The 26,766-nt window shown below is 64.5% G+C and carries 1 protein-coding gene; it reads right to left on the bottom strand.

The genetic code is table 11. From position 1 onward, the window contains the following. Positions 1–57: 57 nt before the first annotated feature. Positions 58–26,634: a non-ribosomal peptide synthase/polyketide synthase gene (locus G8767_RS11005; RefSeq protein WP_166810176.1), complete on the bottom strand. Its 26,577-nt coding sequence runs from the start codon at positions 26,632–26,634 to the stop codon at positions 58–60. Between the last annotated feature and the right edge of the window lie 132 nt (positions 26,635–26,766).

The following is a 26,766-nucleotide window of genomic DNA, read 5'->3' as shown; positions in this document are numbered from 1 at the left end:
AACCCACCCGGGGTCCATCACCCTGTGTGTTTCACTCATACCCATGTCGAACCTGGTTCAGACACCCCACTGAGCGATAACTTCTCGCAATCGTACAGCTATGTTTGCCGCCGGGCCCGGTTCGATCATCTGGTTGTGTTCACAATCGACTTCCGCGACTCGGATGTCGCCTTGTACGAACCGTCGCCATTCGGCCACGTCGTGTCCGTTCTCCGTAGATCTTCCGGCTACGAAGAACTCGACGTCTCCACGGTGGACAGGCGGTTGGTGCCGATTCGTCAATTCGACGGAGTGGGAGTAACCGCGACTGATCCGCGCAAGATGCTCCGCTTCGATTCCGATTCCGGCGCCAAGGGTCTGCTCCAGCAATTCCGCCGCTTCTTCGAAGCTCTCGACGGCCTTGGATCCCGCGGGCATCGCGAGCCCGGCCAGTAGTTCGGAGACCGAGAGTTCTGCGGGCTGATCGGAATCCGACGACGGGTAGCTGTCGAGGATCGACAGCGTCACGTCACGGCCGGTGCGAGTAAGGCTGTGCGCCACGGCGTGTGCGATGACGCCGCCGAGCGACCAGCCGGCCAGATGGATCGGGCCGGTCGATGCCACGGCCGCAATGCGATTCGCGTAGTCGTCGGCGAGTTCGGTGAGAGAGTCGAAGCTGGGCCCGCCGCTCAGGGACGGTAGCTGAAGACCGTATACGGGTTGATCCAGCTCGAGGTGCTTGACGAATTCTGCATAACCCCAGGACAATCCGATACCCGGATGGACGAAGAACAGTGGTGCACGATCGGATCCGGCACGCAGCGTGATCATCGGGGCGAGCAGATCCGACGAATCGTCCGGCGAGTGTGCGTCCATTCCGTCGGCCGCCCGGGCGACACCGGCAGGGGTCGGGTCCAGGAAAAGCGATTGCAACGGCACGCGCATCCCGAGTCGCTTCTCGAGTTCGATGGTGATGCGAGTGGCCACGATCGACGTTCCACCCAGTTCGAAGAAGTCGTCGTCGACGCCGATGTGCTCGTGGCCGAGCACCGTCTCGAAGATGTCGACGACCGTTCGTTCGGTGTCGTTTGTCGGCGGTGCGTACGGGACCGTACGACGCTCGAAGCTCGGGGTCGGCAGTGCCTTGCGGTCGAGCTTGCCGACCGGTGTCACCGGAATGCGGTCGACGACGACGATCGCGCCGGGAACCATGTGCGCGGGCAGGCGAGACGACAGGTGGCGTCGAAGTTCCCAGTCGTCGACGGTCTGTCCGTCCACGGGCTGGATGTAGGAGGCAATCATCGTCTCCCCCGACGGCGCTTCGTGCCCAAGTGTCGCGGCGAAGTAGACGGATGGGTGTGCCATCAGGACGGAGTCGATTTCGCCGAGCTCGATGCGGAATCCGCGGACCTTGATCTGGAAGTCGCTGCGGCCGAGGTATTCGAGGGTGCTGTCGGAGCGCCAGCGCACCAGGTCGCCCGTGCGGTACATGCGCTGGCCCGGGTCGCCGAACGGATCGGCGACAAACCGGTCAGCGGTGAGATCGGGACGATTGTGGTAGCCGCGGGCGAGTCCGGGGCCGGTCACGTACAGCTCCCCGATGACTCCCACTGGCACGGGCTTGAGGTGCCCGTCGAGGACCAGGCCGGCAAAGCCGATGGCCGGTCGGCCGATGTTGATGTCCTTGCCCGGCCGCATGGGTTCACTGACGCTGGCCTGGATCGTGGATTCGGTAGGTCCGTATCCGTTGAACATGCGACGGTCGCGGCCCCAGATGTCCACGAGTTCGGGTGGGCAGGCTTCGCCACCGACGGCGAGCACGCGGAGTTCGGGCAGCGCGGAACTTTCGATGGAGCTGAGTGCGGTCGGCGTGATGAACGCGTGTGAGACGTGTTCGTCGGCAAAGATTTCGGCCAACTCGGATCCGCCGAAGACCGTGGGTGGGATGACGACCAAGCAGGCACCGCTGCCGAACGCCATCATGAGTTCGAAGACGGAGGCGTCGAAGCTCGGTGATGCCAAGTGAGAGATCCGCGAATAGGGCTGAACGTTGAACCTCTGATGTTCTTCGGCGTTGAGGTTGGACAACCCGAGGTGGGTGACGATGACGCCCTTCGGCTTCCCGGTCGAACCCGAGGTGTAGATCAGGTAAGCGGGGTGGCCGTGATGCAGAGGTATCGTCCGGTCGCGATCGGTGATCGCGGCGGCGCTCTGGTGCTCGATCTCGTCGACGGTCTCGGCTGCATCGAGGACCATCCACTCGACCGTGTCGGGAAGTTGACTGCGGTGAGCGTCGTCGGTGATGCCGAGTACGGCCCGCGAATCGTCGAGCATGTGGTTGATGCGGTCGTCGGGATAGTTCGGGTCTACGGGCAGGAATGCCGCTCCGGTCTTCGTGACCGCCCAGATGGCGATGATCTCCGCCGTGGACCGCGGCAGACCCAGAGCCACGAAGTCTTCGGGTCCGACACCGCGCCGGCACAGCGCTCGCGCCAGCTTCGTCGATTCGTCGTCGAGTTCGCGGTAGGTCATCGACCTCTCTCGACTCGAGAGGGCCGGCGCATCCGGGTTGGACGCGACTGCCTCGGCGAGGATCTCCGGCCACACCCGTGCTCGAGTCGCGGCTGCACCGGATGCCGGCACCAGAGCCGCTGTTTCGTCGGCGGCGAGGATGCCGATGTCAGCGATGCGTGTCGCCGGTTCGCGTCCGACCGCGCCCAGGATCAGGCGAAGTCGGTCGGCAAACCGCCGAATGGTGGCGGGTTCGAAGAGATCGGTTGCGAAGTCGAAGGCTGCGGACATCCCGGCCGGGATGCCGAACTCGTCGAACTTCTCGTCGACGATGAGTTCCAGGTCCTCCTTCGCGAATTTGGTTTCCACGGTCAGGCCTTCGATGTCGAGGCCCGGTAGGTGGAAATGTGCGGGTTCGTTGTTCTGCAGTTCGAGGGCGACCTGGAACAACGGTGAGTACGACGTGGATCTGGTGGGGTTGATGACGTCGACGAGCCGTTCGAATGGCAGGTCGGAGTTCTGGAATGCGGCCAGGTCGATTTCCCGGACGTGCTCCACCAGTTCGGCGAACGTGATGTCGGGATCGACGCTGGTTCGCAGGACCAGCGTGTTGACGAACATTCCGACGAGATGGTCGAGTGCTGCCTGACCTCGGCCGGCGATCGGTGTGCCGATGGTGACTTCGTCGGCGCCCGACAGCTTGGACATCAGCACGGCCAGCGCGCCGTGCAGTGCCATGAACATCGTGACACCGTTTGCCCTGGTGAGGTCCGCGAGGGCGCGGTGGGTGTTCGCGTCGATGTCGAAGGTGAATCGGTCACCGTGGAAGGTCTGTTGCACGGGCCGCGGGTGGTCGGTGGGCAGTGCGATGACGTCGTCGAGTCCGGCGAGTTGCTCGCTCCAGTAGCGCAATTGGCGACTGATGACAGATTCCGGGTCGTCTTCCGATCCGAGGACGCGATGCTGCCACAACGTGAAGTCTGCGTACTGCACTTCGAGTGGTGCCCACGTGGGCTCGGTCCCAGCCGTCCGCGCCAGGTAGGCCGTCATCACGTCGCGTGCGAGCGGCGCCATCGACGAACCGTCGGCGCAGATGTGATGGACCACGACAAACAGAATGTGAACGGGTTCACCGGTGTCGAGTCGGAAGAGTGCCACGCGTAGCGGCAGGTCCACCGACACGTCGAAGCCGGTCGTGGCGAGTCGTTGCATGCGCTCTGAGAGTTCGTGCTCCCCCACGGTCATTTCACGGACCGGCGGTACTGCCTCGTCGGCGGTGAGCACTTTCTGAATCGGATCGCCGCCGACGGCGGGGAACACGGTCCGCAGTGTTTCGTGCCGCTCGACGACGTCGGCGATCGCCTGTTGCATGGCGGTGACGTCGAGGTCACCGGTCAGGCGAACAGCTAGTGGGATGTTGTACGCGGCTGAGCGTGTGTCGAATTGGTTGAGGAACCACATACGCTTCTGCGCCAACGAGAGCGGGACGTTTCCGTCGCGCTCCATGGGAGTGAGCGGCACAGTGCCGACGGCAGTGACAGCGTCGGAAAGCCGTTCTGCGAGCTGCGCTGTCGTCGGCGCCTCGAAGAGCACTCGCACCCCGACGTCGATGTCCAGTGCGGAATTGAGCCGCGAGACCACGCGAGTGGCAATCAGCGAGTTGCCGCCGAGCTCGAAGAAGTTGTCGTCGACGCCTACCCGCTCGACGCCGAGTACATCGATGAAGGCATCGGCGATCCGACGCTCGAGACTGGTGCCGGGAGCCCGGAATTCCACGCCGGTTCCGGTGAACTCCGGGGTCGGCAAGGCTTTTCGATCGAGCTTGCCGACCGCGGTGCGCGGTAGCTCGTCGACGATCATGATGCTGGCCGGAACCATGTGCGAGGGAACACGTCCGGCGAGGTGCGCGGTGATCTCTGCGCCGGTGAGCGTCGATCCTTCCTCGACGGTGAGGTAGGACGCGAGAACTGTTGCGCCGGCCGGTCCGTCGACGCCGAGTGTCACGCAGTTCGTGACACTCGCCATTGCGGTGATCTGGGCGTCCACCTCGCCCAGTTCGATACGGAATCCGCGGATCTTGACCTGGAAGTCGCTGCGCCCGACGTATTCGATGGTGTGATCGCTTCGCCAGGAGGCGATGTCACCGGTGCGGTACATCCGGTCGCCTGGCTTGCCGAAGGGGTCGGCCACAAATCGTTCGCTGGTCAGGCCGGGACGCCGGTGGTATCCGCGAGCCAGGCCGATGCCGGCGATGTACAGCTCACCGGGAGCTCCGACGGGTACAGGTTGCAGGCGCGAATCGAGGATCATCTCGTGCACACCGCGGATCGGGCCACCGATCGTGATGGGTGCGCCCACCGTCATGGGTTCGCTGATGTCGGCCATGACGGTTGTCTCGGTCGGGCCGTAGGCGTTGACGAATTCTCGTCCGGGAGCCCACAGACCGACGAGATGCGGCGGTAGAGCCTCTCCCCCGACGACGACGTGCCGGAATTCGTCCAGACCGGCCGGGTCGACGGTGGCGAGCGCTGCCGTGGTGACGAACGCGTGAGTGACGTGTTCACGGCGGATCAGACTTGCCAGTTCGGCGCCGCCGTAGATGTCGGTCGGGACGATCACCATTGTTGCTCCGACACCGAATGCCTGCAGGTACTCGAAGATGGCTCCGTCGAAGCTGGGGGTGGCGAAGTGCAGGGTCCGAGAGTGCTGATCGGCGTGGAATCGACGTTGCTGGTCGAGCGCGAAGCTGTCGAGTCCGGTGTGAGTGACGACGACTCCCTTGGGTCGGCCGGTGGATCCCGAGGTGTAGACCACGTACGCGGCGTTGTCCATGACTACCGGTGCACGCCGTTCGTCCTGGGCGATCGGCAGCGTGCAACTGGTGGCGACGTCGTCGTCGAATGCTTCTTCTCCGAGCACCAACCAGGACACGATGGGTGGCAATGTGTCGATGGCGTCGACGACCGTCAACCCGAACAACACTTCGGAGTCGCTGAGCATGTGTTCGATTCGGTCGGCCGGGTAGGTGGGGTCGACGGGTACGAATGCCGCGCCGGTCTTGGCCACTGCCCACACCGCGAGTACTGATTCGACCGACCGTTCGATGCCGATGGCTACCGACGTCTCGGGCCCGGCGCCGCGGCGAATCATGGCTCTGGCCAACTGGTTCGAGCGCCGGTCCAGTTCGGCGTAGGTCATCGACCGGCTGCCGGCCGAGAGCGCGATGCGGTCGGGATACGTGGCGGAGACGTCGGCGAGGATCTCCGGGAGCGTGCGAGCAGAGCGACCCGGGGAGCCGAAGACCGGCGCAAGATCACGGCTCTCGAACTCTGTGAGAACCTGCAGGCGGGCCAGCGGCTGATCCGGTGCCGAGGCCAGCTGCTCGAGGACGATGCCCACGCGCTCGGTGATCTTCGCGACTTCGCGGGCGGAGAAGTGCGTCGGCAAGTACTCCATCTTCAGGTTCAGCGTGTCACTTTCCGACGCGACAACGGCAATCGGATAGTGCGCCGAGTCGCGTCCGTCGATGCCGAGAACGTGCATTCCCGCGATGTCGGTTTCGGCGGTCAGGGCTGCCTCGTCGACGGGATACGACTCGAATACCGTCAGTGTGTCGAAGGAACCCGCGGCGCCCACTGCTCCCGCGATGTCCGACAGTCCGATGTGGTGGTGGTCGAGCAGTGACGCTTGCTCGGATTGGACGCGAATGGCCAGTTCCGCGAGGGTTTCTCGGGCGTCGAGGCGGACTCGTACGGGCACTGTGTTGATGAACAGGCCGACGATCGATTCCACACCGGACACCTGTGGTGGGCGTCCGGACACGGTTCCACCGAAGACGACGTCGTCGCGGCCGAGGAGTTCGGCGAGCACGATTCCCCACGCCACTTGGACCAGGGTCGCCATGGTCAGTCCACGGCTTCGCGCGAACGCCCGAAGGGTCTGGGCCCGTTCGTTCGGCAGCGAGTACGAGTGAATGTCACTGGCAACGGTTTCGGCGGCCGTGCTCGCTTGCGAGAGTCGGGTGGATGTGTCCACGCCACGTAGCGCTTCCTGCCATGCGCGCAGCGACGAGTCGGGGTGCTGCTTCGAGATCCAGGTGAGGTAGTCGCGATACGACTGAACTCTGGGCAGAATCTCGGGGTCGCCGTCGGTTGCGTAGAGAGTCAGCAGGTCTCGCAGTAACAGCGGGGTTGACCAGCCGTCGAGCAGGATGTGGTGGTTCGTCACGACGAAGCGTGCTGTGTCCGGTCCGGTTCGCACGAGCATGAACCGGATCAGTGGTGCTGTTTCCATGTCGAAACGATGAGCGCGGTCGCGTTCGAGCAGCTGACCGAATGCGAGTTCACCGTCTTCGGCCCCGGACAGGTCGATCTCGGCCCAGCTGATCTCGAGACCGGAACGGATCACCTGCAGCGCCCGACCTCCCGGCGCGGAGACGAACCCCGCGCGCAGGCTCGGATGACGGTCGACCAAGGCCTGCGACGCGCGGCGCAACCGCGACGAGTCCACCCGTCCGCCGAGTTCGAGCGTCAGTTGCACCATGTACGGATCGATTTCGGTTTCGTCGAACTGGGCGTGGAAGAGCATGCCCGACTGCAGGGGTGACAGTGACCAGACGTCGGTCAGGTCGGGGAATCTGCGCTCGAGCTGTTCGATGCTCTGCTGATCTGTGGTGACGAGATCGAGATCGGTAGGCGTGAGCTCGCGCTCGGAGTGTCGGTCCACGTAGTCACTCAGCGCGCCGAGTGCTCTGGCCCAGAGCTCCGCCAGTTCGGCGACCTCGGCCTCGCTGAGAATGCCGCGAGGGAAAGACCACGTAGCGCGCAGAATCGGACCGTGTGCGGTGTCGGTGGTGACGGCGTTGATGTCGAGCACCGACGCGGCGGCAAGCTCTCCGCTGTGCGCTTCGTCGAGGGTCACCTCCGAGATCGGCAGCCACGGTACTTCGCCGTGCTCGGGGTCCGAGCCGGCGAAACGTCCGAGGTAGTTGAACGAGATCTGCGGAGTGGGCAGCGCCCTCAGTTCCTCGCTTCGATCGAGGTACTTCAAGATGCCGAAGCCGATTCCGTTGTCGGGAAGGTCGAGCAGCGTTTCCTTGACGAGCTTCACGGCCGAGGCGGCGGTTGATCCACCGGACAGCGCGTCGACGACGTCGAGCCCGGTCAGGTCGATTCGCACCGGGAACAGGGTGGTGAACCAGCCGACCGTGCGCGAGAGGTCGGCGCCCGGTGCAGCGTTCTCCTCACGTCCGTGTCCTTCGAGATTGACGAGCACTTCCCCGCTGCGCTGTCCGCGCGATCGACGCCAGGCGGTGACGGCAATCGCGAGAGCTGCGAGCAGTCCGTCGTTCACCGAGCCACCGAAATGCTGCGGCACGGTCGAGATGATGTTCTCGGTCACCGAGGTCGGTACGTCGACGCTGATGCGGTCGACTGTCGCTCCGACGTCGACGGCGGGGTCGAGCCCGCGCGTCCCGAGCAGTGGTTCGTCGGTCCGCATCTTCGACCACAGGTCGACCTCGTCGCGTCGATCCGCGGCGGTCTCGGCGAGCGCTGTCGCCCAGCGACGAATCGAGGTTCCGCCAGGCGGAAGTATCGGAGTGTCGCCCTCGAACGCCGAAGCATATGCGGTGACCAGGCCGGGGACGATCATTCGCCAGGACACACCGTCGACCGCGAGGTGGTGGAGGACCAGGAGCAACCGTCCCGCCTCGGGCCCGTTGCCGTTCGCGCTGACGGGATCCAACCAGACTGCGCTGATCATCGTGCCGTGCTCGGGATCGAGTCGGCTGGACGCGTCCTGCATCGCGGCTTCTGCTGCGCGGACGAATTCGTTCCCGCTGGTGGACACGACAGGGGTTCGGCGCAGGACGTCCGAGGCTGCGACGGTGCCGGGTTCGCGGATCTCGAGTTGGTGAGTGGCGGCGTCCAGGCGCGCCCGCAGCACGTCGTGGCGATCGAGGATCGTCTGCAGTGCTCGCTCCAGCGCGGGGCCGGACACGTCTGACGGCAGTGCGATCAGTGCGCTCTGGCTGTAACTGCGGATCGTGCTCAGGTCACCGCGACCGCGTTCGACGAGCCACTCCATGATCGGAGTGAGCGGTAGCATACCGACTCCCCCGCCCGGCAGTTCCGTGAGAACCGGTGTGGTTTCCGATGATTCGACAAGGAGCACCTTGGTGAGTCCGGCAACTGTCTTCGCTTCGAAGACGTCCCGCGGAGTGAAGACGAGACCTGCGGACTTCGCCCGTGAGACGAGTTGAATCGACATGATCGAATCGCCGCCGAGACCGAAGAACGAATCGTCCACTCCGATATTGCCCCGCCCCAGTACTTCCGCGAAGAGGTCGGCAAGGACCGCTTCGGTAGCGGTGGCTGGTGCTCGCGTCGCCTCCGCTGTTCCGGTCACTGTGAAGTCCGGAGCCGGGAGGCTTCGTCGGTCGAGCTTTCCGTTGACTGTCAGCGGAAGCGACTCGAGGACGACGATCGCGGTGGGCACCATGTACTCCGCGAGTTCGGCGGCGACGAAGTTGGTCACCGTCGCTGAATCGACGGTACTGCCTGTTTCGGCGACCACGTACCCGACGATCCGCGGTGACGCTCCCTCCGTGCGAACAAGTGCCACCGAGGCCGCGACGCCGGGGCAGCGGAGCATTGCGGCTTCGATCTCTCCGAGTTCGATGCGGAAACCACGCACCTTCACCTGGAAATCACTGCGGCCCACGTACTCCAACTGCCCCGCGTCGTTCCACCTCGCCAGGTCCCCGCTCCGATACATTCGATCCCCCGAACTACCGAATGGATCGGGAAGGAACCGCACCGAAGTCAATGCGGGTTTCCCGAGGTATCCCCGAGTCACCTGATCGCCGGCGACGTACATTTCACCGACGACGCCTGGTGGTACCAAGTTCAGTCGCCGGTCGAGTACGTAGACGGACAATCCTGGTACGGCTCGCCCGATGATGCTCGCCGATGCATGCTCGCTGTCGTTGCGGTCGAGCGCGATTCGACTGACGTGCACTGTCGTCTCGGTGATCCCGTACATGTTGACCAGCGTCGGCGCTGTGTCCGCGCGACGGTCGTACCACTTGCGCAATTGCCCGAGATCGAGCGCTTCTCCACCGAAGACGACGTAACGCAGTGCAAGGTCGGGGTCCGTACCGTTCGGTGAGTACGCGCGATCGGCTTCGGCGAGTTGGTAGAAGGCGGTGGGTGTTTGGTTCAGCACCGTCACTCGCTCACGGCGGAGCAGTTCGTGGAACATGTCCGGCGATCTGGTCGTGTAGTAGTCGACGACGACCAACCGGCCACCGTGCAGCAGCGGACCCCACAGCTCCCAGACGGAGAAGTCGAATGCGTACGAGTGGAACATCGTCCACACGTCCGTGTTGTCGAATCCGAACGTCGGGGATGTGTTGTCCATCAGGGTCAGCACGTTCCGGTGGCTGACCTGGACGCCTTTGGGGCGCCCGGTGGATCCGGAGGTGTAGATGATGTACGCGATCGAGTCGGGCAGAAGTGGTGTGGTCCGGTCCGCGTCGGTGATGCGATGGGGCGCGGAGTGATCGAGGCGTACCGCGATCTCCGGCGATCCGAGTTCGACGATGTCGATGCCGGATTCGACGATCTCCGAAGGAAGGTCGCTTCGGAAGTCTCCGGTCGTGACCAGGCATACCGGCCGCGCGTCGTCGAAGAGGAAGCGCATGCGCTCGGCCGGGTAGGTGATGTCGACCGGCAGGTATGCCGCACCGGTCTTGATGACGGCGACGAGCGCGAGCACGAGATCGGTGGTTCTGGGCATCGCGACGGCAACCACGGATTCCGGACCGATACCGCGGCCGATCAGTAGCCGCGCCAGGCGGTTCGCGCGCCCGTCCAGTTCGGCGTACGTCATCGCAGCGTCGCTGTCGTTGACGGCGGTCGACGACGGATGTGCTGCAACAGCTTCGAAGAATCGGTCCGCGATGTTGTCGGCCGGAGCCGGTTCGGCGTGAGTGTTCCACTCGGTCAGCATCTGTCGACGCTCGTCGGCGCCCACGACGTCGATGTCACCGGTAGGAGTCGACGGCTCTCGGGAGACCACCTCGAGGAGGGTGAGCAGTCTGCGTGAGAACGATTCGATCAATTCACCGTCGAACAGGTCTGTGGCGTAGATGAATTCGGCGTCGATTCCAGCGGTTCCGCCATCAGCGTCGTAACGCTCGGTGACCGAGAGTTGCAGATCGAACTTGGCGACGGGTAGGTCGAACTCGACTCCCGAGACCGACAGCCCTGGCAGTTCGAGTTTCGGCAACGCGTTGTTGCGGAACTCGATGAGGATCTGGAACAACGGAGTGTGTGACGTCGAGCGTTCCGGGTCGAGCGCGTCGACCAACCGTTCGAAGGGCAAGTCTGCGTGCTGGAACGCACCGAGATCGCCCTCGCGAACCTGGGCGAGTACGTCCTCGAACGTCGCGGCGGGCTCGATCTGTGTCCGCAGCACGAGAGTGTTGACGAACATTCCGACCAGGTGATCGAGTTCGGCCTCTCCGCGTCCGGCGACGGGTGTACCGATGGCGATGTCCTCGGTATCAGCCAGGCGCGCTGCGAGTACTGCCAGGGCTGCGTGCATGACCATGAACATGGTGCTGCCGTGCTCGCGGGCCAGATCGGTCAGCGCTCGATGGATCTGCGGCGATACAGCGAACCGGTGGACCGAGCCCAGCATGGTCGGCTTCGCCGGACGTGCGGACGAGGTCGGCAGCGCGATCGGCTCGCCCAGCCCCGCGAGGCGGTCCTTCCAGTAGTCGAGCTGACGGGTCAGGGCGGAGTCCGGATCGTCCTCGGAGCCGAGCACTTCGTGCTGCCACACAGCGAAGTCGCCGTACTGCACGGCCAGTTCCGACCAGTTCGGCGCGCTGCCGGCGCTACGGGCCGCATAGGCCGCTGCCACGTCCGCTGCCAGGGGGTTCATCGAGAACCCGTCGGCGACGATGTGGTGGACGACGATAACGAGTACGTGCCTGCGTGGGTCCCCGTCGACGCGCAGGACCGCGCAGCGGATCGGAACTTCGGCCGAGGCGTCGAAGCCTGCCGAGGCCAGTTCGAGGATTCGATCGGACACTCGTGCAGCAGTGACGATTTCCGGCTCCAGGATCGGCACGACCTCCTCGCTGGACATCACCTGCTGCACCGGCTGTCCGTCGATCGAGGGGAACTTCGTCCGCAAGCTTTCGTGGCGACCCAGTACGTCCGCTACCGCGTCCTGCAATGCGGCGAAGTCCAGGTCGCCGTCGAGGCGTACAGCCAGGGGAACGTTGTAGGCAGGGGACGTCACGTCGAACTGGTTGAGGAACCACATCCGCTTCTGTGCCAACGACACGGGCAGTGGGTCCGGGCGAGATCGCCGAGTCAACGGTGGTCTGGGATGCTCACCGCGGCCGACGCTCTCCGCCAGGCGCGACAGCTGCCGAACTGTCGGGGATTCGAACAATCCTCGAACGCCGATGTCGGTGCCGAGGAGTGCGTTGACGCGGGCGATGACGCGGGTCGCGGTCAGGGAGTTTCCACCGACGTCGAAGAAGTGGGTGTCGACGCCGATCGGGGACACGCCGAGCACGTCCTCGAAAACGCCCACCACCAGCCGTTCGAGCTCGGTGGCAGGTGCGGTGAGTGTTTCGGCATCGGTGTCGAAACGAGGCGCGGGAAGTGCAGCCCGATCGACCTTGCCGACGCCGGTCAGTGGTAGTTCGTCGAGCACGACGACGCTCGCGGGCACCATGTGTGCCGGCAGTACTTCCCGTGCCGCTGCTCGGATGTCCTCGGCGCTCACCGGGCGTTCGTCGTCACAGACGACGTATGCCGCCAGAGCCTGCTCGTCGGAGGGTCCGCGCACCGCCAACGTGACCGCGTACTCGACGCCCGGCAGCTGACCCAACGCCGTGTCGACCTCACCGAGTTCGATACGGAATCCGCGGATCTTGACCTGGAAGTCGCTGCGTCCGAGGTATTCGATGGTGCGGTCACTGCGCCAGCGCACCACGTCGCCGGTGCGGTACATCCGCTCCCCCGGCTCGCCGTACGGGTTCGCGACGAATCGTTCGCTCGTCAGCGGTGAGCGCCCGTGATAGCCGCGCGCGAGTCCGACTCCGGCGACATACAGTTCGCCGGGAACTCCGACGGACACCGGTTGAAGTCTGCGATCGAGGACGACCTCACTGAATCCGCGGTTCGGCGGCCCGAGATACACCTTCTCGCCGGCCGGAATCGGGTCGCTGAGGTTGCAGGAGATGGTCGTTTCGGTGGGTCCGTAGACGTTGACGAACGATCTTCCCGGCGCCCAGGTGCGCACCAGGTCTGCCGAGGGCGCCTCGCCGCCCACCGTGATGGTGGTCAGTTCGTCGATCCCCTGGGGATCCACCGACGTGAGCGCTGCGGGCGTGACGAATGCGTGGGTGACATGTCCCTCACGGAGAACGTCGGCCAGTTCGGTTCCTCCGTAGACGGTGGTGGGAGCCACGACCAGTTCGCCGCCGACGGCGAAGGCGAGCAGATACTCGAGGACGGAGGCGTCGAAGCTCGGCGAGGCGAAGTGCAGTGCGCGCGAATGCTCCGTGAGGCCGTATCGATGACGCTGTTCGTCGGCGAAGTTCTCGAGTCCGGTATGGGTGACGACGACGCCCTTGGGTCGTCCGGTCGAGCCCGAGGTGTAGATGAGGTAGGCGGTGTTCTCCAGCCGTGGGGTTCCTCGGCGCTCGTCCGCACGTAGCGGCGCCGTGGAGATACCGGCGAAGCGAGTGACATTGTTCGGGTCGTCGAGTGCAATCCACCTCGTCGCACCGCCGTCGCCGGGTGTGTGGGCTGCAGTGGTCAATCCGAGCGCGGATGCCGAATCCTCGAGCATGAACGAGATCCGGTCACTCGGGTAGCGAGGATCGATCGGCACGAAGGCGGCGCCGGTCTTGGTGATCGCCCAGACCGCCGCGACCGATTCGAAGGAACGTTCCACACAGATCGCTATCCGTGAATCCGGGCCGGCGCCTTCCGCGATCAGCACGCGCGCCCACTGATTCGACGCCTCGTCCAGTTCTCGGTACGTCATCTTTCTCTCACCACAGGACAGTGCGACCCGTTCGGGGAATCTGCCGGCGGTGTCGGTGAAGATGCGATCGAGGGTCCTGACCGAGCGGCCTTGCTGTCCTCGCGCGGGAACCAATTGCTGCACTTGCGAATCCGGCATCAGGCGCAGCTTCGCCAGCGGGAGATCCGGTTGTGCGGTGATCAGCTCGAGGGTGCGCAGCAACCGGTCCGCGATCGCGTCGATGTCGTGATCGCCCAGGACCCCCGGGAAGTACTCGAACTTGAGCCGCAAGCGCCCGTCTGCCGCGGAGGCAACGATCGCGAGTGGATAGTGCGCGGCGTCCTCGGCGTCGTGCACGTCGAGAACGTGCATTCCGGCGATGTCGGTGCCGGAGGAGAGTCCACCGCGGTCGACGGGATACGACTCGAAGACAGTCAGGGTGTCGAACGATGCAGCGGCTCCCACTGCCGAAGTGATGTGCGAAAGCCCCACATGATGGTGATCGGACAACCGCGCCTGTTCCGCTTGGACGCGAATGCACAGCGCTGCCAGTGACTCTCGCGGGTCGAGACGAACTCGGACGGGGACGGTGTTGATGAACAAACCCACCATCGACTCGACGCCCGAAACCTGGGGTGGTCTTCCGGAGACGGTTCCACCGAAGACTACGTCGTCGCGGCCGAGGAGTTCGGCGAGCACGATTCCCCAGGCCACCTGGATCAGGGAGGCTGTCGTCAGGCCACGGGAGCGGACGAATCCCCGCAGAAGTTCCGTCTCACGTTCTCCGAGGGCTGTGGTGGTCGAGCGTGAGGTAGCGCCGTCCTCGTCGACGGCGTGAGTTCCGGTGAGCAGTGTCGGGTCGTCGAGTCCGCGGAGTGCTTCGCCCCAGGCTTCGATCGACACGCTGTCGTCGCGAGTGCTGATCCAGCTCAGGTAGTCCTGGTAGGGGTGTACGCGTGGGATGGCACTGTGATCACTGTCGGTGGCGTAGAGGGTCAGCAGGTCACGGACCAGCAATGGCATCGACCATCCGTCGAGGAGGATGTGGTGGTTGGTCAGGATCAACCGGTACGCGTCGTCTCCGGTGCGCAGAAGCAGGAACCGCAGCAAGGGCGGCGTAGCCATGTCGAAGCCTCGCACCCGATCCGCATGGAGGAGTTCGCGTATCTCGGTTGCCTGTTCGGTGGGAGCCAGCGGAGAGATGTCGATCTCGGTCCACGGCACGTCCACGTCGGCGCTGATCACCTGCACCGATCGCCCACCGGTATCGGTCGTGAAGGCCGCGCGCAAGTTCTCGTGTCTGTCGAGCAGTGCCTGTGCGGCGCGGTGCAACCGGGACGCGTCGACGCCGTCGAGTTCGAGTGCTAGTTGGACGGTGTACGCGTCGACTGTGTGTTCTGCGTAGCGCGCATGGAACAGCAGTCCGGATTGCAGCGGTGAGAGGGACCAGACGTCGGTCAGCGTCGGGAACTCGCGTTCGAGGCGGTCGATGGACTCCTGGTCCAGGTCGATCAGGTCGATGTCCGACGGTGTGAGGCCGCCGCGTTCGCTCTGCTCGGCGAACGTGGCCAGAGCGCGCAACGCCTGCACCCAGAGTTCGGCGAAGGCGCGAGCATCGCGCTCTGCCAGCACGTCAGTGGGATAGGCGATAGTGGCACCGATGTGTGGTGCACCCGAGATTTCGGTGGTAACGACATTGACGTCCAGTACCGAGCCCACGGGCATGTCGGACTGTGCTGCCCCTTCCAGGTCGACGTCACGGGCCAGTGCCCAGTCCCCCAGCGACTCTCCTGGTTCGGTGCCGGAAAAACGACCGAGATAGTTGAACGAGATCTGCGGTTGGCGGAGGTGTTCGAGATCCGCTCGACCCACCTCGTCGAGGTAACGCAGTACTCCGTACCCGATGCCGCTGTCCGGAACTCCCAACAGTTCTTCCTTGACACGCTTGAGCACCACCGCTGCCTCGGGGCCGCTGCGCATCACGTTCGCGATGTCGATGTCGGCGAGGTCGATCCGCATCGGGAAGACACTCGTGAACCAGCCGACCGTGTGCAGGACGTCCGCGCCGGGCACCACGTGAGCTTCGCGTCCGTGACCCTCCATCGAGACGAGCACGTTGTCGGTTCGTGTGCCCCTTGCCTGTCGCCACTGCGTCAGTGCCAGTGCGAGCGCAGCAACGAGACCGTCGTTGACCGATCCACCGAAGAGCGCTGGAAGGGTTGTCAGGACTGTGTCGGACAGTTCGGCGGGCACGTCGGCGACGACTCTGCCGACCGAGTGGAAGGTGTCGAGCCGCGGGTCGAGTGGGCGGATTCCGATCAGTGGATCGTCACCGTCGAGGATCGAACGCCACCGGGGCAATTCGACTCTTCGGGCTGGCGCGATGTCACGGAGCGCATACGACCAACGACGGACCGACGTACCCGGGTACGACGGCTCAGGCTCCTCACCGGCATCGATGCGGTGGAATGCCGACGCAAGTTCCGGTACGAGCACGCGCCAGGACACGCCGTCCACCGCGAGGTGGTGGATCACCAGGAGCAACCGGCCGGTGTTGCGTACGCCGGACAACCAGACGACCCGCACCATCTCGCCCCGGACGGGGTCTAGTTCTCGACGTGCATCACCCAGGGCAGCGACGATCGCCGCGTCGAACACTGTGGTGCCCGGCTCGGCCTCTACCTCGATCACCCGGCAGATGTCCTCGGCTGCAACCGATCCCGGATCGCCGACGACGAGCCCGCGCTCGCCGTCGAGTTCGAGGCGCGCGCGAAGGATGTCGTGACGATCGAGAACGACTTGAAGCGCTGCGGTCAACTGCTCCGCACTGCGAAGCCCGTGCGGCGCATTGAGAAGAGTCGCTTGGGAGAACGAATCGAGCCCCTGGAGATCGGAGCCGAGCCGGTCGAGCCACCACTGAGCCACCGGCAACAACGGCACGTGGCCAACCCCGCCTCCGGGAAGTTCCTCGAGCACCTCGGGTTCGTCGTCCTTGGTCGATGCCAGCAAAACCGCAAGACCGGCCACCGATTTCACCTCGAAGACGTCACGCGGGGTGAACACGAGCCCGGCGTCGCGGGCACGGGCGACGAGCTGAATCGACATGATCGAATCGCCGCCCATCGAGAAGAACGAGTCGTCGACGCCCACCGATTCGACACCGAGGACATCGACGAACAAAGCGGCCAGCGTGCGCTCGGTATCGGATTCGGCAGCCCGCGAGCGTGCCTGGGTTGCTCGCAAGTCGGGAACCGGCAGGGCTCGGCGGTCGAGCTTTCCGTTGGCCGTCATCGGCAGTTCGTCGAGCACGACCACCGCCGCAGGAACCATGTACGGGGCCAGAGCCGAGCCTGCAAACGCGATGACGGCCTCGGGATCCACAGTCTGAGCATCGTTGGCGGGCACGACGTATCCGACGATTCGCGCGGCGCCTCCGTCACGTTCGAGCGTGGTCACCACGGAATGCGCGACCCCGGGGTAACGAGCCAGAACTGCTTCGATCTCGCCGAGTTCGATGCGGAATCCACGAATCTTGACCTGGAAATCGCCTCGGCCCTGGTACTCGAGTTCGCCGTTCTTGTTCCACCTGGCGAGGTCGCCGGTGCGGTACATCCGTGTGCCCGCACTGCCCGCGGGATTGGGCACGAATCGTTCGGCGGTGGTGCCGGCGCGGTTGCGGTAACCGCGGGCGAGTCCGTCGCCGCTGACGTACAGCTCCCCCGTCACTCCGACCGGGACGCGGTGTAGGCGATTGTCGAGGACCCACGCCGTGATGCCTGTCGACGGGCGACCGATCGTCACTCGATCGGCCGGGGACATCGGCTCGGTGATGCTGGCGACGACCGTCGATTCGGTCGGTCCGTAGGCATTGATCATGATCCGGTGATCACTGACCCAGGCGGCGACGAGATCGGGCGGGCAGACGTCGCCACCGGTTCCGATGCAGACCAGCTCGTTCAGTTCGCTCGGATCGACTGTGGCGAGAGCAGCTGGGGTGATGAAGGCGTGAGTGATGTGCTGGTCGGCGATCAGGCTCGTCAGTTCGGTTCCGCCGATGATGCTCGGTGGAGCGATGACCATCGTGGCCCCGGCACCAACGGCCATCAGGAGTTCGAGAATCGAGGCGTCGAAGCTCGGTGAGCTGAAATGCAGCGTGCGCGAGGTCGATTCCACTCCGAATCGAGTACGTTCCTGTTCGGCGAGTGCCGAAAGCCCACGGTGGGTGACCATGACACCTTTGGGGACGCCGGTGGAACCGGAGGTGTAGATGACATAGGCAGGATTGTCGAGAGAGACCGTCCCCGACAGTTCCGAGGCCTCCAGCCGCTGATCTCCGAACTGTTCGAGGGTTGCCAGTGTCTCGGCCTGATCGAGCAGAACTGCGTCTGCCTCGTCGGGGACGACACCCACATGCTCGGCGGTGGTGAGGACGACGCCCGCTCCCGAGTCGTTGATCATGTGATGTACGCGGTCGACGGGGTACGCCGGGTCGACGGGTACGAATGCGGCGCCGGTCCGAGCAACCGCCCAGATCGCGACCACGGAGTCCAGTGAGCGTGGCAATGCCAGGGCGACAACGGTTTCCGGACCTGCCCCGCGGCCGATCAACAGTCGTGCAAGCCGATTGGCGCGGCGGTCCAGATCGGAGTACGTCAGATGTCGGTCGCCGAAAATCAGTGCAGTTCTCTGCGGTTCGTCGACGTACTTCCGCTCGAGCAACGTCGCGAAGTGAACCTGGTCGGGAAGTTCCGGTGCAGACACGACGCTGATCGTGTCGGTGTCGACCACGAGATCGATGTCGCCGACCGGCGTGTGCGGTGATTCGGTCACCGCACCGAGGATCCGAATCAGATATCGAGCGAAACCTTCGACGGTCGACTCGTCGAACAGGGCGCTCGCATAGGTGAACCCGGCCTCGATTCCCGCGGGCGTGCCTGCCTCGTCGAACTTCTCGGCAAGCGTGAGTTGCAGATCGAAATTCGAGACGGCGGATTCGAGTTCGAGGACCTCGACGTCGAGGTCCGTCAGACGAACCGCTGGTCGACTGGTGTTCTTGAACTCCAGCATCACCTGGAACAACGGTGAATGCGAAGTCGACCGCTCCGGAGCCAGCGCATCGACGACGCGCTCGAAGGGGACGTCTGCATGAGCGAAGGCGTCGAGGTCGGTGCTGCGAACTCTGGCCAACAGATCGGTGAACGAGGCTGCGGGGTCGACGTCGGCGCGAAGCACCAATGTGCCGACGAACATACCGACCATCGGATCGAGGAGGGCATTTCCGCGCCCGGCGATCGGTGAGCCGATCGTGATGTCTTCCATGCCGGACAACCTCGCCACGAGCACTGCGTATGCGGCGTGTATCGCCATGAACATACTGCTTCGGTGTTCGATCGCGGTTTCGCTCAGACGACGGTGGATGCCGGCATCGATGTCGAATCGAACGACGCCGCCCGAGAGATCCTGTACACGCGGCCGCGGTCGATCTACGGGGAGCGCAAGAAGTTCGGGAACACTCGCCAGTTGACGTGTCCAGTACTCGAGCTGACCGGCAAGAGTGCTGTCCGCTTCGTCGATCCGACCGAGAGCCCTCTCCTGCCAGATAGCGAAGTCCGCGTACTGGACTGGAAGAGGAGACCAGTCGGGCGCCTCACCTCGATGCCGTGCCGAGTACGCGGTCATCACGTCGAACGCCAACGGTGCCATCGAGAATCCGTCGGCGCAGATGTGATGGACGACCACAGTCAGGACGTGATCTTCTGGGTCGACCTTGACCAGTTCCGCCCTGATCGGCGGAGCCTGCGTCACGTCGAAGCCCCTCGAGGCGACACGTTCGATCTCCCCGAGCACCGCTTCGGTGTTCGCGGCCACCACCGGCAGCACACCCAACGCTTCACCGGGTTCCACGATCACCTGCGCCGGCACTCCCTCGATCATGGGAAACAGCGTGCGCAGCGATTCGTGGCGAGCAAGCACGTCGGTGATCGCGCCCTCCAGCGCGACAACGTCCAACCGGCCTCTCAGCCTGATCGCAATGGCGACGTTGTACGCCGCGGACGTGACGTCGAATTGATTGACGAACCACATGCGCTTTTGTGCCAGCGACAGCGGGATCGTCTGTGGCCGCGGCAAGGCCTCGAGCGGAAGGACTACCGGTCCCCCTCGCGCCGTGGCGCACTCGACCGCCAACTGTGCAACGGTCGGCGCGTCGAACAACTCTCTGATCGACAGGTTCAACGACAGCGAATCGTTCACGCGCGCCACCGCGCGGGCAGCGACGAGACTGTTTCCGCCGATCTCGAAGAAGTTGTCGTGAACACCGACTGCCCCGGATTCCAGAAGCTCTTCGAAGATCGCCGCCAATTGCGCTTCGAGCGGTGTTCGCGGCGCCAGATACGTCTGCGAGCTGTCGAAGCTGGGCGCGGGCAGAGCCTTCCGATCGAGCTTGCCGGTCGGGCCGAGCGGGAATACGTCGAGGGCGATGACCACTGCAGGGACCATGTAGGCCGGAAGGAGACCTCTCAACTCGGTGCGTAGGCCGTCCGTGTCGATCGAAGTGCCGGTCGTGGCGATGACGTAGCCGACCAAGCTGTCACCGACGACGTCGTCGTGATGGACGAGAGCAGCAGCTTGCGCGACACCGGGCAGCCTGAGCAACGCTGCTTCGACCTCGGCGAGTTCGATGCGCTGGCCGCGGATCTTGACCTGGAAATCGCGTCGACCGACGTAGTCGAGCAGCCCGTCGGCGCGCCACCGGACGACATCACCGGTGCGGTACATCCGGGTGCCCGACGGGCCGTACGGATCGGCCACGAATCTGTCTGCGGTCAGATCGCTGCGCCCGAGGTATCCGCGCGCCAGTTGTACTCCCGCCAGGTACAGCTCGCCGTGAACGCCGACCGGAACGGGATGCAGCCGCCCGTCGAGGACATAGAGCTGGGTGTTCCACACGGGCGCACCGATGGGAACGGTGACGGTCATGTCTGGGGTGAATTCGGCGGCGCTGACGTCGACGGCAGCCTCCGTGGGGCCGTACAGGTTGAACAATCCTGCCGAACTCAGACGGGTGAACGCCTCCGCAGTGGTCGGCGCAAGAGCTTCACCGCTGCAGAACACCTGACGCAGGCTCGCGCACTGCCCGGCAGTCGCGACTGCGACGAATTCCGCGAGCATCGACGGAACGAAGTGCGCCGTCGTGACACCCTTTTCCGCGATCAACGCCGACAGGTATCCGGGATCTCGGTGCCCCTCCGGTTCCGCGATCACCAACTGCGCGCCGGTCTGCAGGGGCCAGAACAGTTCCCACACCGAGACGTCGAAGGTCACCGGAGTCTTGTGCAGCACCACGTCCGACGTGTGAAGTGGGTAGGTGTCCTGCATCCACAGCAGGCGATTGACGATCGAACGGTGCGATACTGCAACACCTTTCGGCCGACCCGTCGATCCGGACGTGAAGATCACGTAAGCAGCATTGTCCGGGTGGAGGGGTCCGACCCGATCAGCGTCGGTGATCGGCGCCGTCGTGGACACCTGACGATCGAGATCGACGTCGACGATCGGGACTCGCGAGGGAAGAGCTCCGTGGTCCTGGGGCCTGCTCAGCACGCAGACGGGTTCCGCGATGTCGAAGACGTACGCGATGCGTTCGGCGGGATGATCGGGGTCCACCGGGACGTATGCCGCACCGGCACGGATCACGGCGTGGACCGCGACGAGTAGTTCCGGAGACCGGCGAATCGACACCGCGACGCGCATGTCCGGGCCGATGCCTCGGCCGATGAGGGTTCTGGCGAGATCGCTCACCCTCGCGTCGAACTCCGCATACGTCAGCGTTCGCTCACCGAAGATCAGCGCGGCCTTCTCGGGTGTCCGGGCTGCCTGCTCTGCCGACAGGTCGGCCAGGGTAGTGATCGGTAACGCGTGCTCGGTGGCATTCCACCGCTCGAGGACCAGTTCTGCCTCGCCCGGAGCTGTGAGGTCGACGTCGCCGACGACGGAGTCCGGATGGGCCGCTACCGCGTCGAGCAGCATCGTGAAACGATCGGCTAGGCCCGACATGGTGTCCGAGTCGAAAAGTTGACTGGCGTAGTTCATCTGGCCGTCGAGATGGTCGCCGCGATCGGTGAGGATGACCTGAAGATCGAACTTTGCCGCGCCCGTGGACAGTTCGTCGACCGTGACCTCGAGCTCGGGCAAAGTGACCTCGGTGGGAGCGGCGCCCTGCATCACCAGCATCACCTGGAACAGCGGCGTCTGGCGCTCTGCGAGGGATTCGACGAGTACGTCGTACGGGACTTCGGTGTGCTGCAAGGCCGCCACGTCGACGTCGCGGACACGGGTGAGAACTTCACCGAAGGTGAGCCCGCCGTCGAGAACGGTCCTGAGCACCACGGTGTTGACGAACATTCCGACGACGTCGTCGAGGGCGCGCTCACTCCGCCCGGCCACCGGAGTGCCGATCGTGATGTCGTTCGCTCCGCATTCTCGGCTGAGCAGGACGGCCAGTGCGGCGTGGATCACCATGAACGTGCTGACATCGCTGCGCGCCGCGATCTGGGCGACGCGGCGGTACGTCGCGGAGTCGATCCGGAAATCGAGATTGCCCCCGCGCAGTGAGACTCCCGCCGGCCGCGGATGATCCATCGGAAGTTCCGCGAGCTCCCCGCGGTCGGTGAGGGCGTGCGACCAGAACCGCAACTGCTCGGCCAGAATCGAATCCGGGTCGGACGCTTCGCCGAGCGCTCCGCGTTGCCACTCGCTGAAATCGCCGTACTGCACTTCGAGTGGCAGCCACGCCGGAACGCGTCCGCTCGCCCTCGAGGCGTACGCGACCATGACGTCACGAGCCAGCGGCGCCATCGACAGGCCGTCCGCTGCAATGTGGTGCACGACGAGGACCAGGGTGTGCTCACGTTCGTTCACTTCGAGCAGAGTGGCGCGGATCGGCACCGATTCACTGACGTCGAATCCCTCTCGCGCAAGTTCACTCGCCCGCGCTGCGGCCGCTGCGGCCGGCACCGTTTCGACCTCGAGATGATCGAACATCTCGTCCACACCGAGAACGTGCTGTACCGGTCCACGAGCGCTCTCGGGGAAAACGGTCCGCAAGACCTCGTGCCGAACGATCACGTCCCGCAGTGCGGTGAACAGTGCGTCGACGTCGAGGTCGCCGGTCATCGAAACCGCGATCGGAATGTTGTACGCCGGCGAACTCGGATCGAGTTGATTGGTCAGCCACATTCGTTGCTGCGCCAGAGATACCGGTATCCGGTCAGGGCGATCGATACGCGTCAATGCGGGGGCACGTGTGTTCCGCGAGTCCGCGAGGTCGGCACGTGCAGCGAGAGCGGAGACGGTCGGCGCCTCGAAGAGGTCGAGAACGCTCAGCGTCGTTCCGAGCGCTCCGTTCACCCGCGACACGACGCGGGTCGCGATCAACGAGTCACCGCCGAGGTCGAAGAAACTGTCGTCTGCTCCTGCGCGGGTGATGCCGAGCAGATCGCAGAACACCGCCGAAATGCGCTTCTCGGTCGAGGTTTCGGGGGCACGGTATTCGGCCGAGCCGCCCGCCGAGTCGATGTCCGGTAACGCTTTCCTGTCGATCTTTCCTGCCGGAGTCAGCGGAATGGAATCGAGGACGACGATCCTCGACGGAACCATGTGGGGAGCCAACGAGGATCTCGCGTGGGCGATCAACTCGGAGTTGTCGATGTGTGTGCCCGCAACCGCTGTGACGTACGCGGCCAACAGTGTTTCCCCACTCGGGCCCGCAACTCCGGCGGTGACGGCCTGCGCGACGCTCGGGTGGCGGCGCAGTACGTCGTCGATCTCGCCGAGCTCGACGCGGAAACCGCGGATCTTGATCTGGAAGTCGCTCCGGCCGAGGTACTCCAGCTCACCGTCGCCGTTCCACCGCGCGAGGTCACCCGTGCGGTACATGCGCTCTCCTGCAGCGCCGTTGGGGTCGGCCACGAATCGTTCGGCCGTGATCGTGGCACGTGCGTGGTATCCGCGCGCCAAGCCGACACCGCTCACGTAGAGCTCTCCGGCGACACCGATCGGCACCGGCTGAAGCCGCGAGTCCAGGAGTACGGCTGCGGCGCCGCGCATCGGCTTTCCGATGGTGACGGGAACATCGCTGCTCAATGGTCCGGTCAGGGTGGCGACGACGGTGGTTTCGGTCGGTCCGTACGCGTTGAACATCGAGCGTCCGTGTGACCATTGATCTACCAGCGCGGGTGAGCAGGCGTCGCCGCCGGTCACGACCACTCGTAGATCCGGTAGGCCGGCGGGATCGACTGTAGCCAGCGCGGCCGGGGTGACGAAGGCGTGGGTGACCCGGCCGACGCGCATCACCTGGGCCAGTTCGTCGCCGCCGTACACGGTGGGCGGCGCTATCACCATCGTCGCCGCGCCGCCGAAGGCAAGGAGAAGTTCGAGTACCGAGGCGTCGAAACTCGGCGAAGAGAAATGCAGGGTGCGGTCGCCTGGTTCGACTCCGAACCTGACTCGTTCTTCGTCGGCGAAGCTGCTCAGCCCACGGTGACTGACCACGACGCCTTTGGGCACGCCGGTAGATCCCGAGGTGTAGATCAGGTACGCCGGGTCGTCGTAGCGCACGCGGGAGCGACGTTCGGAGTCGTCGACCGGTGCATCCGAGCGGTATGTGTTCGGTTCGTCGGTGTTGAATTCGTCCAGAAGCAGCCAGTCCACCGAATCGGCGAGCCCTGCATGGTGCTCCCCCACGCTGATTCCGACAACAGCTCCCGAATCGGTGAGCATGTGCCGAATACGATCTTCGGGGTAGTGCGGATCTATCGGAAGGAAGGCACCGCCGGTCTTCGCCACCGCCCACGTCGCGGTCACGGATTCGATCGACCTCGACAGCGCAAGGGCGACATAGGTGCCGGGGCCGACTCCCCTGTCGATCAGTTCGCGGGCGAGTTTGTTCGACTCGGCGTCGAGTTCCCGGTAGCTCACCTCACGATCACCGAAAACGAGCGCTGGGGTATCGGGGTTCACAGCCGCGGCCCGGCGGAGGATGTCGGGAAGGGTCAACGGGGCGGACGCGGTCGCTCCCCGTGCCGGTACCAAGGACTCACGCTCGAACTCGTCGAGAAGATCGAGGTCTCCGACCGGCGTTCGCGGGGCTGCTGCTGCGCCGGCAAGGATGCGCACCAGTCGCGAGAGGAAGGCTCGGACCGTGGATTCGGCGTAATGCTGCGTGGAGTATGCAACCTCGAGGGCGCCGGTATCCGCGTGGACCCCGATCGCCACATCGATACCGGTAATCGCTGTCTCCTGCGAGCCGTCGTCGAGATGGACGTGCAACTCGGGCAACTCGGGGACACCTGCTGCCGATCGAAGACCCAACGTTTCGCGTTCTCGAGCGAGAGAACTCACGAACTCGTCGAAAAACGCTTCCGGATCGACCTCGCAGCGCAGAGGCAAAGTCCCCCACTCGGTCCTCGTTCCGATCAACACGTCACGGCGCTCGGTCGATCTCGACAACAACGCCGCAAATGCCGCGTGGACAACGGCAAAGAGTGAAACACCTTCCGTACGCGCGAATGTGGCGACCGCGGGATCGAGCGGGACGCTCAGCCGAGTCGCGCCGGTGGGCTCCGATTCTGCGTCGATTCGCTCGAGCCCCAGGATGGAGCCCTCGTCGGCGTCCCCCAGATATCCAGCCCAGAACCTTTCGTTTTCCCTCCGCCGCGCGCTGCGTGCCCCGGCCTCGGCGCTTGCCGGATGAATTCGGCTCATCGGCGTGCCGGCCGGTGCTGCTGACAGTTCTGCGACCAACTCGGTGAACGCCCGGTGATGTTCGGCCAGTTCGTCGTGATCGTAGCGATTGGGGTTTCCGCGGAAGTCGATCAACGTCTGCGCCGGATCGCCGCTCTGGTACACGTTGACCAGCAGATCCTCGACCGGACCCGACGTGACGATGTGATATTCACCGGTCAGCGGCCCCAGAGTTATCTCTTGCCGGAAGAGCATCACATTCATCATCGGACCGGACAGACGCGCGTCGCCGACGGTCAGACCGGCATCACGTCGAATGTCCTCGAGGCTGCATCGCTGATGACGAAGCGCACCGAGAAGTTCGAGTTGGACCCGCCCGACCAGATCGTCGACGCTTTCGTCGGGGTCGACGTGGATGTGAAGTGGCGCGACGTTGACCAGCATGCCGCCGGACCGTTGCAGCGGGGCCGTCGTCCTCGCGGAAACCGGCAAGTTGATCAGAACGTCGCCGTAGCCGGTGTTGCGAGACAGGTAGCACGCCAGTGCTGAAATCAGTACCGCCGCCGGAGTCGCCCCGGAACGCGAGTTCCATTCGTCCAACGCGGCAAGGCTTTCCGTCGACATCGAGGCGCTGACGAGCTCACTCCGAGCGGTCGGGGGTCCCTCGCGGGTAGCCAACGTCGAACCGTGTTCGACGCCCGCCACTCGCTGGGCCCAGTACTCGCGGTCGGCTTCGAACCGACTCGATTCTCGGTACTTCTGATCGAGTTCGGACAGCGTCATGACGTCGAGTGCCTTGTTCACCGCAGGCTCTCGACCTTCGACGGCTGCGGTGTAGATCGCCGCAATCCTATTGACGATCGTCATTCCGCTGTATCCGTCGAGAGCGACGTGATGAATTCTGGTGTACCACAGGTAATCCCGATCACCAGTTTGAAGAATTGTCATCTCGACGAGACGATCGCGAGTCAGATCGAGCGTCGTCGCGTAATCGTTGTCCATCCACTCCGACGCAGCCTGCCGAGGGTTCTCACGCTCGCGGAAGTCGAAGTAGTCGATGCCCGGGTCGATCGTGAAGTCCACGATCTGGCACGGCTCCCCGTCCGGGTACATCAACCGTAGAAACGGCGATTCGAACTCGTGGGCAGCCTCCACTGCGGCGCGACTGAGCAGTTGCATGTCCAGATCGCCGTGGAACTCGATGTACTGCGCGATGAAGTACGGGACAGTCGGGTGAAGTTGCTGCGCGAACCACATACTGCGCTGCACCGCTGACAGTGGGAACGCTCCCGCCGGCAGGCTTCGCGATCCGGTCAGCGGATCGATCCTCTTGTCGGTATCCATCACGACCACCCCCACACAGCGTTGTGACGGTCAGCGCCGGGAACTGTGGCTCGGGGATTGAAGAGAAACATCGCACCGCCTCGATATCGAGTGGAAACCATGTGGCGATCCTGCGAGAGCGCAGCCGAAGGT

Origin of the sequence: Rhodococcus sp. IC4_135 (assembly GCF_011602025.1) — a bacterium.
In the GTDB taxonomy this organism is placed as follows: domain Bacteria; phylum Actinomycetota; class Actinomycetes; order Mycobacteriales; family Mycobacteriaceae; genus Rhodococcus_F; species Rhodococcus_F baikonurensis.
The sequence above is the reverse complement of the archived record's forward strand: the minus strand, read 5'-3'. Positions and strand labels throughout refer to the sequence as shown.

Excerpts from the sequence above, each read along its gene's own strand:
- G8767_RS11005 (WP_166810176.1), bottom strand. The coding sequence starts at position 26,634 with ATGGATACCGACAAGAGGATCGATCCGCTGACCGGATCGCGAAGCCTG.